At 55.2% G+C, this 15,936-nt stretch carries 7 protein-coding genes; 1 reads left to right on the top strand and 6 read right to left on the bottom strand.

Translation table 11 applies throughout. The features are described from left to right. Window positions 1-109: 109 nt before the first annotated feature. Complete coding sequence (locus PI990_RS21300; protein WP_271658392.1) at window positions 110-1,120, top strand: helix-turn-helix transcriptional regulator; 1,011 nt, start codon at window positions 110-112, stop codon at window positions 1,118-1,120. Window positions 1,121-1,198: 78 nt separating this feature from the next. Here PI990_RS21300 and PI990_RS21305 read toward each other — a convergent pair whose 3' ends face one another. The 6 genes from PI990_RS21305 to PI990_RS21330 all read right to left on the bottom strand — a co-directional run bounded on the left by PI990_RS21305 (window position 1,199) and on the right by PI990_RS21330 (window position 15,829). Further along, a complete protein-coding gene (locus tag PI990_RS21305; RefSeq protein WP_271658393.1) occupies window positions 1,199-4,939 on the bottom strand; it encodes a DEAD/DEAH box helicase family protein in 3,741 nt (1,246 codons plus the stop codon). After that, window positions 4,926-6,959, bottom strand: a complete 2,034-nt coding sequence (locus tag PI990_RS21310; RefSeq protein ID WP_271658394.1) for a phospholipase D-like domain-containing protein — start codon at window positions 6,957-6,959, stop codon at window positions 4,926-4,928. The genes PI990_RS21305 and PI990_RS21310 overlap by 14 nt, the downstream gene beginning before the upstream one ends. Further along, window positions 6,959-8,167 (bottom strand): hypothetical protein, encoded by a 1,209-nt coding sequence (locus PI990_RS21315; protein WP_271658395.1) that lies wholly within the window; start codon window positions 8,165-8,167, stop codon window positions 6,959-6,961. The genes PI990_RS21310 and PI990_RS21315 overlap by 1 nt, the downstream gene beginning before the upstream one ends. 306 nt (window positions 8,168-8,473) lie before the next feature. After that, entirely contained in the window at window positions 8,474-11,299 is a 2,826-nt protein-coding gene (locus PI990_RS21320; protein WP_271658396.1) for a DEAD/DEAH box helicase family protein, read from the bottom strand. Further along, window positions 11,280-12,965, bottom strand: coding sequence for a site-specific DNA-methyltransferase (locus PI990_RS21325; protein WP_271658397.1), 1,686 nt, complete (start codon window positions 12,963-12,965; stop codon window positions 11,280-11,282). Before PI990_RS21325 ends, PI990_RS21320 begins: the two co-directional genes overlap by 20 nt. Further along, window positions 12,965-15,829 carry an SNF2-related protein gene (locus PI990_RS21330; RefSeq protein WP_271658398.1) on the bottom strand — a complete coding sequence of 955 codons (2,865 nt, stop codon included), beginning with the start codon at window positions 15,827-15,829 and terminating at the stop codon, window positions 12,965-12,967. Before PI990_RS21330 ends, PI990_RS21325 begins: the two co-directional genes overlap by 1 nt. Between the last annotated feature and the right edge of the window lie 107 nt (window positions 15,830-15,936).

A 15,936-nucleotide genomic window follows, 5' to 3' on the forward strand; every position in this document is an offset into this window, starting at 1 on the left:
GCATCGAATAGAGTCGATGTCCATGCCAAGCACTCGAGAAGCATGATGCTTGCCTGGGCAGTCAGCTTTCCTCCATTCTCACTCAATCACTACTATCGGGAATGCTTGGGTGCCTAGTAATACATCTCGCCGCACACTGGCTCGCCAGTGGGAGCTCCTCCGCCTGCTTCCAAACAAGGCCCCCGGGCTGACCGCAACGGAACTGCACACGCGTTTACAAGATGCTGGGCATGACTCCAGTAAACGTACTATCGAACGCGACCTGCTAGAGCTCTCTCAGCTCTTCCCTCTTCAATGCAACGACAAGGGGATGCCATACGGGTGGCACTGGATGCCGGGCTGTGCAAGCGAGCTTCCGGGGCTTTCCCTGGGCGAAGCTCTGACACTTAGGTTGGTTGAAGATAGCCTGCATGCGCTGATTCCCAACCACATGTTGAAGGCCCTCGAACCCCGTTTTCGACAAGCCCATCAGAAGCTGCACTCCCTGAGCGACGAGGTACCGGCAGCACGATGGATTCATAAAGTGGCCAGCGTGCATCCAGATCTCTCGCTCTTACCGCCGACAGTCGATGAAGGCATCCTCGAGACGATCCAAGAAGCATTGCTGTATGAGAAGCAGCTGAGCTGTGTGTATTACGCCGCGCACAAGGATCAGGTACATCACTTCACCCTTAATCCACTGGCTCTGGTGCAACGCGGACAAGTGACCTATCTGCTAGCCACCGTGGAGCCATTCGATGACGTCCGCCAGTTTGCCCTGCATAGATTCAGCTCCGCACAGGTGCTGGATTTCGTGACTACTGGGCCGGCCGAATTCAATCTGAAGAGCTACCTAGAAAGTGGCGCCATGCAATTTGGCACCGCGTCTCAGACCAGGATCGTTGCTTGGATCAACGATGGGCTTGCTAGGCTGCTCAGGGAGACGCCTCTATCAGACGATATGACCCTAACAGATGAAGCCGATGGGTCAGTGTTAGTGGCTACAGTTACGGATAGCTGGGAGCTACGCTGGTGGATCTTGTCGCACGCGGGATCAATACAAATCCGAGAGCCCAAAAAACTTGCCGCTGAGATAACACATCGTCTTAGTCTGGCGCTCGCTATGCAAGGGCAGTACTAGTCTGACCTTCCTCGCGCACACCTACCTACAACTGAGCCAGGTAATGGTGATTGATCTCTGGCGAGCCATGGATACGGCTCACTCATGATCGTCACCACCTCGAATGATGTGCTCCAACCGGTCAGCCTCGGCAGCAACCAGTAAAGCTATGCAACCCAGCTCCTCTCGGTTCAGCCACTGCAGCGGATGGCAGGCGCGCACAGCGAGCTCACCCTGTTTGTTGACGTGAAAGTCCACCAAGTCGAAACTAGCGTTACGTCTGAGGGTATAACGCACCAGTGCCGAATCGAGCAGATTATCGCCTCCTCTTGCAAGCTCCTCGGTTGCGGCGGCATCCAGTACCCGCGAACTGAGTTGCACATGGCCCTGACGAGCCTTTACCCGCACACGCTGGCTGCGCCCCAAGTGCTCAAACTTGTAGCACAGCATCTGGCTGCTGCTGCGTAGAACTTGTATGCCATCCGGGCAAGGCAGATTGTCCAGCATGCTTTCCAGCAGACTTAGCGATTCGGCCAAAGGCTTGACTACCGACTCCCCCCTAGTTCGGCCAAGCAAGCTGAGCAACTCTTCATGCTGCAGGATGTGCTGACTGCCAGCATAGATTTCACTATTAGCGCGCAGCATCCAGCCTTGGTCGCGACTGTAGTGCAACTGCAATCGGCGCAACGGATCGGCCTGCAGTTCCTGCATGCGCTCGATTCGCTTGCTGGCCCACCCCCTGCCACTGTCGACCAGCCAGCCGGGGGCATTTTCATGTTCACAGCTGGCAGATAGCAGCAGCTCCGGCAAACCGGCGATCGTACGCAACTCCAGCTCGACATTACCTGTTCGCCAGTGCAGAGGACGCTCCTCCGGTGGGGCACCCAGCAAGGCCGTCAGTTGCTGACGTATGTGCTGGAGCCGCCGCTGCAGGGCCGTCTGATGCTTCTCGATCTGTGCAAGCTGGCTTCTGCCTTTTAGATCATCAGGCTGTACTGGGAACAAGCTACTTAGGCGCTCGCGCAGTGGCGGCTGCACCGGGGAGGTATCGGTTAGCTGTTGTGTAATTTGCAGCTCCCGCTCGCTCGCCCCAGCAGTCTGGATGCGGCCAAGCGAGAGCATGAAATCGTTCAAACTGCGTGCCGACTCCCGTACCTGCAGGAACTCCAGGCTCTGACGGATATGCGGATAGCGCACCTTGATGAAGTGATTGGCGCTATCGCGCTGGTTAGCCAGCATGCGTCGGTGCGACAGCGAAGCCACACGATCGACCCTTCCTACCTTCTGCTCTAGAGCAATCGGACTACGCGGAATGCCGTAATGCATAACGCTGTCACAAAAGGTATGCAGATCTTCTCCTTCCTGAAAAACATCTGTGGAAACCAGGATGCGAGGATAACCAGGCATACGAAAACGACGGGCCAGTGGACTGCGCTCAGTACGATTCTCACCACTAGCACCAGCGATTGGCTGCAGCGGGCTGATCTGATTACTGAGGTAGCGTGTCAGCTCAGTACTGGTTTTTTGCCAGGCCGCCGGGAAGTTGAGCTTGACCAGTAGATCCAGGTTGCTAGCGATGTCATGCAAAATCCGCCAGGAGCAGAATTGCACCTGCTGCTCGGCTTGCCGGGCAAGCAGTTCGCTGAACGCCACCCTTAGCGCATCGTCGGCATTGCCCTCATCGCGTCGCACGCCACGCAGGCTGTACAGATCGATAAATGGATGATCCAAACGACAAACCAGCGCAATAAGCTCCATATGGATTAGTTGACGTTTGAGCTCGTGCAGGGCTTGCTTTACGTCGCCACTCAGAAGCTCAAAAGTCTGCACACTCCATTCCGGCGCCAGCGTCTGCAGCTTGGGCTGCTGGCGCAGGTCATCCCAGAGAGTGAGTCGGTCGAGGTCATTCTGCAGACTGCTTAGGTCACTCAGTTCAATGCCTGGACGATCAGTGATGGACCAGTCTGGGTAGGCATAGCGCAGGATGCGACCCGCTACCAAAGACGCAGCGGTCCCTGTGCATACACTTGCCACGGTCTGCAGCCAAGCATACTGAGCCACCCGGAAGCGGCGCTGGGCCGACGGCTTATCATTCGAATTGACGACCCAGCGCGACCAGTCGACCACCAAGTTGCGCGGCATACCGGGCAAACGACTCCAGCCAGCCTCAAATAAACAACTGGTACGACCCAGCATATTGCGGAACGAGCTGGGCAGCGTACCCAGCGCCGGTGGCTGCTGCTCGTTCAGCTCGGCATTGCGACCACGGTAGAACCAAGTAAAGAAGTTGTCGGAACGAGCCGAAGGCTCTCCATTTTCATCAGCCTCTTCCGAGGTCACTTCGCCGGAGCGTTCGCAGTACTGCGTGCGATAACGCTCGAACCAGGCCATAACCGCCTGATCTTGTGTCACTTGGTGGGCCAACCAGTCATCGTAGGCCTCGTCCAGCTTTCCCTTCAGCTCGCTCACGCTACTTACCCGGCGCACGAACACCAGCTGCTTACTTCCCTCTACGAAGGCAAGGCGCGACAGCTGAGTACTGACCCAACTCATCTTCGGATGCGGTGGAAGACGGTTATCAAAAGTATCCTTCCAGGAACGAACCAGTTGCTCGACCACGTTCCGATCACGGGCATCAGGCTGGTTGCTGTCGCTGATGGCCACTTCTTGCAGATCACCATCGAATTGAACCTGGCCAGGCAGGTAGCTCTCGAAAGAGGCCAACATACCCAGCTCGAAACGGCCTGCGAAGTTCTGCTGTAGGTGCTGGCTGACCCGTTTCTGAACCAGCGCACTAAACAATTGTTCAGAGATCCCCATCTTCACTTCGGCTTCGGCGCCGGTGCGCAGCTCGTCGCGGTACATGTTGCGGGTATGCGGCACGTTGTCCAACTGAAGTTCGTTCAGCCTGCGCACCATCAGCCGATGCAGCGCTTGCTGCATCTCTGTGCTGTGCAGTTCGGCCCTTTCCGGCAAAGCTGCCGCTTGCGTCATACCGAAAAGCGCCAGCTGGTTGCGCAGATGAGATAGGTCACGGTCGTAGGGGGTGGCGGACAGCAGCAACAGGCGCCTGATCCGGGAAGCCTCGCCCTCCTGCCCCAGTAGCGCAGTAGCAAGCATGCGGTTGCGAGCACTGCTGTCACGGGACTTGCGCAGGTTATGCGCCTCATCGACCAGCACCAGATCGAAATGCGGCAGTACGCGGTAGATGGCTGCTGCCCAGCAATGTTTGACCGACTCCTTCAGGGCCTCCACGCCGCTGTCATCCCGGCAGCGCTTGAGTTGCTGGCGCAGGCCGAGGATCTGCTCCTCGTTGCGAGTCTGCGGCAGCAGGGCCACCAGACGGTCAAGGCTAGCTTCCAATTCGGCGACAGTGGCGCCAAGACCGAAGCTGAAAGCCGAAGTGCAAATGAAGTAATCACGCGCGGTACTGCTGGCTAGCGCATGCACAAGATCCGCTAGATTGTCGCAGGTAATCTGGGGTGCAGCCGGTCCGGCCAAGCTGCCGATGCCCCGGACGATGATGTCGTCGTTAAGGTAGTTATGCTCAATGAAACTTTGGAAATCCTTTATCCACTTGTCGCGCACGTTGACCGATGGCAGCAGGTAAAGTACGCGCAGATCCGGATTGAAGCGACGCATGAGCGCGACCACTCCCAGCGCGACATAGGTCTTGCCCATTCCAACCTCGTCGGCCAGATAGGCAACCCGATGCTGTGCCAGCTTATTGTGTAGGGCCAGCGTGCCCTCTAGTTGCTGCTCGCCCAGCCCGCGCAGCTCGTCCCGTCCTCCAGAGAAATCGATCAGCCTTTTGGCCGTTTGCAAATCAATGGCTTGCATCGCCGCCCTCCACGCATGGGCTGGCTTGAGCACCTAGCCCCGCGAGGAACTGCCGGCGGTACCAGTCGATGAAACGTCTGGCGTCCATGCCCTCGTCCTGTAAGCAGGGGGTGAGTTCGTTGCGCTCAAGCGTGGCCAAGCTGCGTTGCACCTCTGACAACAACCCAGGAGCGGCCTGTTCAGCATGACGCAGCAGCAATTCCTCAATTCCCAGCAGGGTCAGATAGCGCACAATCAGACCGGGAATAGTCGCCCCCTGCTGCGGTTGCACCGCAGCCAGCAGACCTGCCAGCGAGTCGGGCTGGGCCCCGCGCAGGAAGTAGTCCAAGGTGCGTTTATCGCCGCCCTGCGAAGCCCTCTCCAATCGCTGGCCGAGCGCCCAAAATGCGCCATTGACCTCGGAAAACTCGGAAAAGAAGCTGGCCACGTCCTGGATATCACCGGTCTGAATGAGATATTGGTCCGGATTCTCAAAGTTCTGACGCAGCGCGGCTTCCAGCATTGCACTCATGCTGGACATGCGCGCCTCATGCCCCATGGCATGTAGCAAACGCAACAGGCTCGCCAGATCCATGCCCGGCATGTCGAGCGGGCGGCCATACAGATTACGCTGGCTGACCAGTAGCACACCGCTGGCGACAGGCTGCTCGCCTGGAGGTTGTATGGAGGACTGCCAGCGGGCATGTACCAAGCTGGAGCGGGCAAACAGCTGTCGACCCTCGGTAAAGCTGACCTTCAGCGGTGTCGCTGCCTGCAGCTCGTGCTCGCTCACACAGTCAGAGTTGGCATCAAGCAAGGAAAGACGCCCCGTCTCAGGCGACAGCAGCAGCAGACAAGCATCCTGCCAGTCGAAGATCAGGTGCAGCAGCGGCATGACCGCGGCGGCAGAATCCAGCAGGCTGTCCGCCTCGACAGGACAGTCGAAAACCTGCGGTACACTTGCATTTGCCAGCGGTTGCAGCAGGGCTGGACATGGGCTACGCAGCAGGAAACCAGCCTCGACATTGCGACTAAACGCCTGCTCACTAAGGTTGACCGAGCCGATGAAGTGCCAGCCATCACGCCCCGTACAGTGGTAGATCTTGGCGTGCAGCCGACGATAGCCATCGGCGCCCATCAACTGCCGGTGTATCTCCGGCAGCCACTCAGCCCACTCCACCCGTTCGCTCAGCGCACCGTAGACATCCTTGCTGATGAGCGCCCGGCCAGCTTCGTCCCTGGGCAGAAATAACTGAACTTTCTTGAATGCTTCGAGCAAGCTCGCCACCACCCGATTGTTACCATCCTCGGCAAAGAACGGGCTAACGATTTCCAGTGTTCCCTGTGCTTCGGCCTGCGCAAGAAACTGCGGGAACGACTGAACATGCTGGCCATTGGCGGAGAAAGAAAAATAGAAGCTGCAGTTCGCATCAGCCTCGGTTTCCGGCAACTCCTCAAGCGCGTCCAGCAAGCGCTGCAGTGCCTGTACTGGCATTGCAGGCCGAACATTGCGGTAGAACTTCAGAGCCTGGTGCAGCGGGCGACGGATATTGGCCGGGGCATACTGTGCATCCAGCTCGACCCAGTGGCCTACTTCAATGTTCTCCCACCAGCCGGCTCGGGTCAGGTTAAAGGAGCCAGCACACAGCAGGATGCTGTAGCCGGGCTGGTCATCCGACTTGCCATCCTCAGCAGGGTTTTCCAGCAATAGCACGCTTAGCTTGGCATGCTGACAGGCCGGCAGCAGACTAACAGGCAGGTAGTCCACTTCCAGCCGGGGCGCGGTCTGCGACTCGAAGATGTCACGGTCGTAAGCCACGGCCCAGTGAGTGGCCGGTTGTTCGGGCTCCTGCATCTTCAGCTGCAGCTGGCCGTAGCGCAGTTCGTCGCTAGGGGACCAGACATCATTGCCCAGCATCAGGGGCAAAACTTCAAGCTCGAAAAACTCTGGCTCGAAACTGAAGGTGGAGAAAAAGCCGGCGCACACTCTCCGGCCGGCCAATTGCTGCACGAAGGCTTCACTAATGGTCAGCTGCTCCATCAGACGGCCTCCGCCGCGATGGCCAGAAAGGAACCGATGAAGTAAGTGTTGTGCCAGCCGAGGTTGGCCTCATCCAACTGTTCAGGCAACAAGGCGCGGTCATTACGCACGCGCACCTTCAGGCGCCGCCCCTCCCACTCCAGCCAAGGTGCACCTTTGCGGCCTGCCATGATGCTGCGGTTGTGCTCGAGCAGGGTATTGATGACCTGCAGACTGTCACCGGCAATCGCATACTTGTGTAGCTTCTGCAGGAAGTCGCGGTGCGGCAATGCGCTCAATTGCATCCAGTGATCGCGCAGCCCGAGGTTCTCCAGCCGCGGGGGCAGAACCTCTACCAGCTTGCTAGCTTCGCAGTTCTGCTGGCCCTGCAGCCAGCCGAAAATGGTCGCGGCCAGCACTAGCAACGGCTCGATGCTCTGAATCGCCAGCACGACTCGCCTGAGCTCGTCACTGATACCGGCACGCTGCTGCAGCCAGCCACAGAAGCCCGAAACCTCCCACTCGGACACTTCTGCCAGATAGCTGTGTGCCAGCAAGAACAGCTCACGCTGCAACGGGCTGGCAAGTCGGCCATCCAGCAGCAGGTTGACCAGGCGCTGGCGCAGCGACTGCTGGTCGAGCAGCGCGGCAAAGGCAGGAGCATGGCTCTCGATCTCAACCCGGCTGACTTTTCTGCGCTGGCAGATGCCGGCCAGTGCCGTCCATTCCGCCTTGCCCAACCCAGCGACCAGGCTGTCAATGAACTCCTGACCCGCAGCAGTGGGCTTGCGCTGACCTGGCTCCAACAGATCCGCCAACTGTAAGGCCGTGCTATAGAGTCCCCAGAGGCCGTAACTGAGCTGGTTGCTGAGAATCTCGGATTGGCTGCCCCGGCCGAGGGGCAGCACCTTCAGTTCCGACTTGCCGAGATTATTGCGCGCACGAGTGATGCCCAGCAGGCTGTCCCGGCCGGACTGGCAGCGCAGATACGCTGCAAGCTGTTCGAAGCGCAGGAAATGCTCCTGCATCTCCCACGAGTTATCCGAGCACTCACTAGCATAGCGACAGCACAACAGGGCCACGATGAAGTTGTCGAGATTGCTGGTGACCGTAGTCAGGTTACCGACCAGCTTGCGGCCGATGGAGCTCCAGATGGCCTCAGCCCCGAGCGGATCTCGCGTACCCTTCGGACGCGATCGCTCATCAAACAGCGACAGTACAGACAACATTGAACTTCTGGGTCCTTCCTTGGTAACGGAGCAAGGGTAAGTAAGCAACTGGTAGTTGGCGGGCTGGAGCTCAAGTGGTACGGACTGTATCTCCATGCTGCGACGAAATGCGACGCTCCACATGCAGCTCGGCACGGCCTTGGAGCGACAGTGGAGCATCCCCCCTCCGAGCTCAAAGCGTTGCAAACCCTGGGCTGTTGAGTGCGAAGCAGTGAAAGCTGCACTTGAACACAACATATCTCTCAAGGGGCTTCATCTAGCAGCCTCCCAACGAAGCCCCCTCACTGCCAATATGCAGGTTGAGTCCTACTCAGCTGATAACTCATATCGTGTCAGAAGCTCAGCATCAGCCAGGCAGGTAAAGCTTGCTACTAGACCGGACAAGGTGGCGTTAGGCGCTACCGCCGTATGCGGCACCAGCAGATAGGTCCAAGGCTTACCCCCAACCTTCTGGCTGTGGCAGACAGTGGCAATGTGGGCCCAAAGTGCAGCGAGCTCTGCCTTTTGAACTACAGGCGCTTCCTTCATCTGGTCAGCACGCTTTGTCTCAACGATCAAAAGACGATCATTACTTTCGACAACAAAATCTGGCTGATAAGGAAGACCATCAGAGCTATACAGTTTGAATTGATTCGGCCCAGGCTTCATCCAGAGCTTAACGCTTGAGTCTCTCTCCAAAAGCTCACTCATCTGCCGCTCTGAGTCCGAGTCAAACTTGGCCAAGTGATAGCAAGACTTACTGAAACCGCTGAATATGTATTTTTTTATTTCATTCAGCTTCTCAGGTGCCTTACGGAAGTCAGAAGCGTACTTAGTACCCACATCCTCAAAATTTTGCGGGCGCAAATCCTGGAAGGCAGCATCAACCGTTACCCGATATTTTGTCTGCCCACGCCACATGTTTTTCTTCATCTCGGCAAAAATGGCGGCCGCCATCTGCTTGGAGTGCCCCTGCAAAACACTGCGCAGCTCTTCGGGCTTTTCATACTTTTCGGCAAAGTGCTTAACAACCTGACCAGCCAAGTCATACAGCACCTCTGCATGTGTTTCGTAATCGATCTCGGGAAGGTCGATCAGCTTTGAGACGATAAAGTCCTCAAGCCTTACCTGTTGTTCCGCATTGGCATCCCCGATGATGGTTTGGGTTTTCTCCGTGCGCAAAACCTGAATCAACAGTTCCTGCGCCAGCGGCTGATAATTCCACTGCTTTAGATCCAGCGTGAAAGACTTGAAGCCAAAGGACACATCTTCAGTAGGCGTAATGGTCAGCGCCGGTATGGGAATAATTTTCTCGACGAACTGCTCACAAATAGCCTTAACGATCTCCTGGGCCTTTTCAACAGAGACAGGGAACAGTGCTTGCTGCGGCACTTGAACTGACTGTACTGCCTTTAAGACGAAGTCTTGTACTTCTGGCTTTTTCAGGTCCGTCAGTCCGCCTACCTTTTTAGCCGCTTGCTGCACGACAACTTGTATCGCTGCCTCAGCCAGCTCTACCTCTTGCGCACTATCCAACGTAAAGCTAGCTGGAGCTTCCTTGGCCTGCAGTGGGGCACCAGGTGCACTAGCCCCATAGCTAAGCTGAGGACTGGGCTCAGAAGATGGCTTCGCCAAGCTCTGAACCAAATGTTGCAGGGTATTTTGTGCTGTTATCGTTTGCGGCTTGCTTGAGGGCACATCACCGCCGTCGCCGATAAACACCTGCTTGAGCCTCTTGGTGACACCGTTTTCGGTTTTGGCCAACTCAATAAGTGCATTGAAGCGGTCATGGGCGATCACCGTCAGTTGATCGACCTCAGCCACGCCCGTGCGCCGACCGTAAGGCAGACGCAATCCACGCCCCAAGGTCTGTTCGGTCAGAATGTCTGAAGCTGAAGCCCGCAACGGCACGATGGTGAATAGGTTGGTTACGTCCCAGCCTTCTTTCAACTTGTTAACGTGGATGACAATGTCCGTGTCGCCGCTTCTTTCAATGTTAAGCAGGCGCTGAGCATTCTCGTCGCTCTCCTCACCCGAGGTCTTCGAGTGAATTTCAATCACCCGGCCCCGATAGCGGCCAGCAAAAAAGTCATCTGACTCAACGAACTGCTTCACCTCAGAGGCATGGGTCGTGTCTTTAGTCACCACCAGCATAAAGGGCCGCACAATCGGTTTGTCGTGGTTTTTAGCGTAGGTTTCGAGGGCAACCTTGACGTGCTCGTGGTAGTTAATGCCGTCCTCGAGCATGATGCGCTCAAGCGTTTCGGCATCCACCGATTTGGGATCAAAATTTGCCCTGGTGCCGATAGCAGGCTCTTTGACGTAGCCATCTTCCATCGCGTCCGGCAGATCGTAGCGGTACACCACATTCTTAAATGGCTGGGGCTTGCTACCGGTGGTTTTCGGTGTCGCCGTCACCTCAAGCCCCATAATCGGCTGCAGCTCGGCAATAGCCTTGAATCCAGCACTACCGCGATAACGGTGCGCTTCATCCATTAGGAGTACCAGGTCATCAAGCTCAGATAGGTACGAGAAATAGCTGTCGCCAATGTACTCCTGCAGGCGCTTGATGCGAGGGGCGGCACCGCCTCGTACCTCAGAGTTGATCTTCGAAATGTTGAAGATATTGATGATCACACTTTCGCGACCGAATAGATCCCCACCGCGTACGCCACGGCCTTCTTCATAGTTTTCCGCGTTAACAATCAAAGGCGGGGTATGGGCAAAGGCCTCAATGCCCTTGAACACATACTTAGGACTGCGCGGATCGAAGTCGAACAGCAACTTCTCATAGATCGTCAGGTTCGGTGCCAAAATAAAGAAATTTCGGCTCTTGCCGATCATCTGCAAATAGCTGATGAATGCACCCATTAAGCGGGTCTTGCCAACACCGGTGGCAACGGAGAAACAAACTGACGGAAAGTCGCGTTCAAATTCTGCAAAGTCCGCATCAGTAACCTCATTGAATGCCTGACGCACCTGATCCCGAGCGATGTCTACATCAGTACCCTTTTTCGGGTCAACCAATCCTACGATAGTGTCGAGACGACGAAGTGCCTCTGCCTGAGGCTTGCGCAACGAGAGGCGCTGACTAATTTGCGTAACTACACGATCCCTGCTCATTCCAGTCATCTCAATTTCCTTCAGAGTCATCGAATAGGCTGGCCTGCACTACTGATGCTTTAATTTTTTTTAATTTGTTTGGAGTGCCGTCTGCGTTTTCGACGTCCTCATCTTGCAAAGGCAAGGCTGCGATTTTTAAGGAGTAATCGTCTTTACCCCACTCGCAACGATCCAGCACCACGCGGGGGATTTTCTTAATAGTTAGGTTCGCTAAGTTATCGCCAGCGGCCTCATAGGCCATGCAGCAAACCAGCAAACTGCGCTCTTCCCCCACCTCATCAGACAGGGCCTTGAGTTGATCAAAGGTTAAGCTGTTGGTTGTCACGTAGATAAAAGCGCTTTCTGTGGCCTTACCATGCATCCAGTAGTGTTCGGGGGATGGTGCGTAGGTGTAATTGAAGTGTTTACACATGGCCTCGGCCAGCATTTCTGGCTGGTAATCTTTATTGATTACCAAATTGCCCCACTTGTCCTTTTGCAGCAATGAAGGGGCGAGTTTAAAGAAACGGTAGCCGCCTCCACCCTGCCAATTCACAGACTCAGTCACTCCCCCTTTATCAGAGCCGTCGATGACCTTTTGCATACGTGGCACAATATGAGTTTTAGCGTGCTCCCCCAGCTCGACCATAATCCAGCGGCGGCCCATTTTGTGGGCTACAGCACCGGTTGTGCCTGAACCTGCGAAGGAGTCGAGGACGAGGTCCCCCGGATTGGAAGCGATTTGTATGACATGTTTCAACAATCGCTCTGGCTTCGGCGTATCAAACGGCAATGTATCAGGGAACAATGCGTGGATTTCACGCTTAGCCTCCTGAGAGTGTCCAACTTCGCTATGCGGCCAAATTGATCGAGGAACTACCCCGTCCTGAACATCCTGTAGAAACAACTTAACTGCAGGGGCATTGTCTCCATTTTCTCCGAAAACAATTCTTCCCTCATCCACCATTGCCCAAAAATCTGGCTCAGTCATACGCCAGTGACTACCTTTCGGAGGACGTATCTCCCGCCCCGAGGGTGTTTCGATAGCATACATAAGCCCAGCATGTCGCTCACCTGATGCGAAAATCGGCCCCAAACGCCATGGCCCACGTGAATCGTTATCTGGGTTTTTGTACTTACTTACTGCCTTATCATCTCTAGGCAATAAATTTCTGTGATACTTAAATTTATTTCCTAGAGGTGAATAGATGAGGATGTAATTATGTGCAGGGGAGATTGCGGCAGCATTGCTGCGCCCGTAGAAATTCTCCCAAATGATTGAAGCCACAAATGCCTGGCGACCAAAAATCTCATCACAAATAACTTTTAAGTAATGCCCTTCGTTCTCATCAATTGCAATCCAGATGGAGCCGTCATCGCGAAGCAGATCTTTGAGAATAACTAAGCGATCTCGCATCATGCTTAGCCAAAGTGAATGCTCAACTCCATCGTCATAATGCTCAAACGCCGACCCAGTGTTATACGGAGGATCGATAAAAATACATTTCACCTTGCCGCGCACATTTGGATCCGTCTCCAGCGCTTTTAGCGCCAGAAGGTTATCCCCATGAACCAGCATATTGTCGAAGTTATCATTCTCCCGCCGTGTTTCTGCGTGATAGGAAAACTCAGCTTCTTCAATTAGGATGCGCGGCTCTAGGCGCGGGCGATCATCCTTGCCAATCCAGGTCAGTTCAAGTTTGGTTTTACCAGCCATTAGATCAGGCTCCATCGAATCGTAAACAGGTGATCCACCTGTGGCGTCAGATTAAGTTTTTCGGCAATGGCATCGAGCATGGCATCGCGCTCAGTATCGATTTCACGCAAGCGGGTATAAAGCTGATGCTGAAGATCATCTACCTGGCGCTTTAAGGCTTTGGCTTCGTGCTGTAACTCAAGCTTGGCGGCTAAGTTAGCGGTTGCACGGGCGAGTTTATTTTTTTCATTGGCCTGCTTAGTCAGCTCTTTAATCTGCTGGTCATAGGCCACATGGGCGTCATTACGCCACGCATCAAGACGGTCTTCTTCCTCGTTGAGAAACTCGCCCAAACGCTCTTGCGCACGCCCGACAAGGTCCGTTTGCCGCGCCTCAGTCACACTCGCCAACTCTGACTCTGGGGCCTGCCCCATCGGTGCGCTAATCTCTCGGGCAGGAATGTGCAGCAAGCGTTCCGCGGTACTCGGGTCAAGCATGCTGCCGTCATCGTTAAAGGCTGCGCAGATAAGCTCATCCCAAATGCGAGCAGGGGTTTGCAGCGATAGACGCGAGAGTCGCATCCAACCTGATTGGCCACGCAAGCTGGACACATCCGCCAGATTGCCGGCATAGGCGCTGTAGTCAAACTCAAGCATTGCCGTGGGGGTTGATCGTGCTTTTGCCTGTGCCACCAATTGGTCAGCCAAACCACCATCACTTAAGCGGAAGAAGCGCCAGCCGTTTTCCTCTGCCTCAGGCCATTCGGTAGACCAGGTGCTGCCTTGGTAATCAAAGCGCTCAACATGGTTTGAATGGAAACGGGCTTCCGGCAGTTCAGCGCGGACAAGGCTCAGCAGAGCCCGGCGAAAGTCGCCGAGAGCAGCATGAACACCCTCCTTACGGCTCATCAGGCGCTCAATTACCTTTTCATCCATCTCAGCCAAGATCTTGTTGCGTGCATCCTGTTTGGCAGCATCAATCTCGACACTGAACTCTTCTTGCAGGCGATCAAAGGCCTCATTGATTTCATCATTCGAGCGGCACGTCTGGACGATCTCCAAAATGCGCCGCTCGATATCCACCCCAGACTCAATGGCACCTAAGACCTCATCGGATGAGCCAAACACCCCCTCAAAGAGCTTGAACTTCTGCTCTAAGAGCTGGTGGATGCGCTCCTCGGCCTGGTTCTTGCGATTGAGAAAGTTGATGACAGTGACGTCGATCTTTTGCCCGTAACGATGGCAACGGCCAATGCGCTGCTCAACCCTCTGTGGATTCCAGGGCAAGTCATAGTTGATTAGCAGCGAGCAGAACTGCAGGTTGATACCTTCGGCACCGGACTCCGTGGCAATGAGGATGGAGCGGTCATGTTTGAAAGCATCGACAATCGCCGCCTTCATATCGGCGGTTTTAGAGCCGGAGACAACCTCAGTGTCTTTATTTTTGGCAAGCCACTCTTTGTAAATGGCTGTGCTGTCTTTGTCAGTATTTGAGCCGTTGAGTATCACGACTTGACCGGCAAAGCCGTTTTGCTCCAGTAGATCCCGCAGATAGGCTTGGGTACGCACCGACTCCGTAAAGACTACTGCCTTGCGCTGGCCGCCTTTACCTTCTATCTCGGCCATAACGATGGGCAAGCACTCCAGGAGTGCTCGCCCCTTTGCGTTGTCGTTAATTGAGGTAGCAATATCCCGGTAATGAGTCAGCTCGGCGATCTCAGCCCGAAGTTTTTCTGGGTCGATCTCATCAAGATCATCATCCGAATGGTCTTCGACAGCATCCGCTTCGGTTGCGGCGATAGAACCTGCGTCACGCCAATCCTCGGCCTCCTCAGCAAATCCATCAAGATCATCCAGGGTATCGTCATCAACCGCTAACTTCGCTTGCAGGCGATTGACCATCTTGTCCAAGGTTTTAGCAATGGCAAATGAGGATGACCCCAGGATCTTGCGCAAGGACAAAGTCACCAGGTGCCGGCCATTTTTACCTAGGGCGATGGTGCCTGGGTTCTGCAGGTAAGCCGATACTGAGTCGTACAGATCCAGCTCAAGTTTGCTGGGAGTAAAGTCAAAGGTTTTCGGTAAACGGTTGGTGTAGTTGATCAGTCCCGCCTTCTGGACCTGACGACGCAAGGTGCGTTTACAGATGGGCTCCAAGCGATGTTGCAGCAAGGCCATCGCCGCAAGGTTTCCCTTGCCACCGAACTCGGCCCTGAAAGCCTGCTCCGAACCAAAGTAAGCCTCATCAATGATCGTGACGAGGCCGTAAAGCTCCATCAGGTTGTTCTGCAACGGTGTTGCCGTGAGCAAAAGCTTCTGACAACCCTGCAAAGCGTCGCGCAGGACTGCAGCTCGAGAATTGTTAGCTGCCTTAAAGACGTTACGCAGCTTGTGCGCCTCATCAAATACGACCAGGTCCCAAGCAACCTTTTGCAGCTGATGGGCGATACGAGCTGCATATTCGTAAGAGACGATGATGATGCCTTCCTTACGCCCAATGGGATTGGGTTGCCCGCAGGACGCCAAGTCTTTAAGGCGCTTGGCATCAAGGATGGCCGAGGGCAATGAGAACTTCTCACGTAGCTCAGTGGCCCACTGCTTGCGAAGAGAGGCCGGCACAATCAACAGAAGATTTCGACGCTGCTCCCACCAACGCTGGCTGAGCACCAACGCCGCCTCGATGGTTTTGCCAAGCCCTACCTCATCTGCCAGCAGCACGCCTTTGGATAATGGCGAACGCAAGGCAAACATAGCCGCATCGACCTGGTGCGGGTTCAGATCCACACGGGCCGAGGATAAAGACTGGGTCAAAGACTCGTCGGCACCGATACCTTCACGCGTTAAGAAGTGCGCAAAGTACTTTGCTTGGTATGGGCTGTAGATCATTTGGAAAACAGATCCTTTTAGATTTAGGCTTTCTTGCAAAGCAGACTGGAGTGAGCCTTTTTGCCATCCAGAAGGGAGACTTGAAGGCGAAGACGCCGTCCACTCAG

The sequence above is a fragment of the Pseudomonas sp. TUM22785 genome (assembly GCF_028198105.1).
In the GTDB taxonomy this organism is placed as follows: Bacteria; Pseudomonadota; Gammaproteobacteria; order Pseudomonadales; family Pseudomonadaceae; genus Metapseudomonas; species Metapseudomonas solani.

What these genes read in the sequence shown, in the direction of transcription:
- PI990_RS21305 (WP_271658393.1), bottom strand. Translation starts at nt 4,939, where the DNA reads ATGCAAGCCATTGATTTGCAAACGGCCAAAAGGCTGATCGATTTCTCT.
- PI990_RS21325 (WP_271658397.1), bottom strand. Translation starts at nt 12,965, where the DNA reads ATGGCTGGTAAAACCAAACTTGAACTGACCTGGATTGGCAAGGATGAT.
- PI990_RS21330 (WP_271658398.1), bottom strand. Translation starts at nt 15,829, where the DNA reads ATGATCTACAGCCCATACCAAGCAAAGTACTTTGCGCACTTCTTAACG.
- PI990_RS21310 (WP_271658394.1), bottom strand. Translation starts at nt 6,959, where the DNA reads ATGGAGCAGCTGACCATTAGTGAAGCCTTCGTGCAGCAATTGGCCGGC.
- PI990_RS21315 (WP_271658395.1), bottom strand. Translation starts at nt 8,167, where the DNA reads ATGTTGTCTGTACTGTCGCTGTTTGATGAGCGATCGCGTCCGAAGGGT.
- PI990_RS21320 (WP_271658396.1), bottom strand. Translation starts at nt 11,299, where the DNA reads ATGACTCTGAAGGAAATTGAGATGACTGGAATGAGCAGGGATCGTGTA.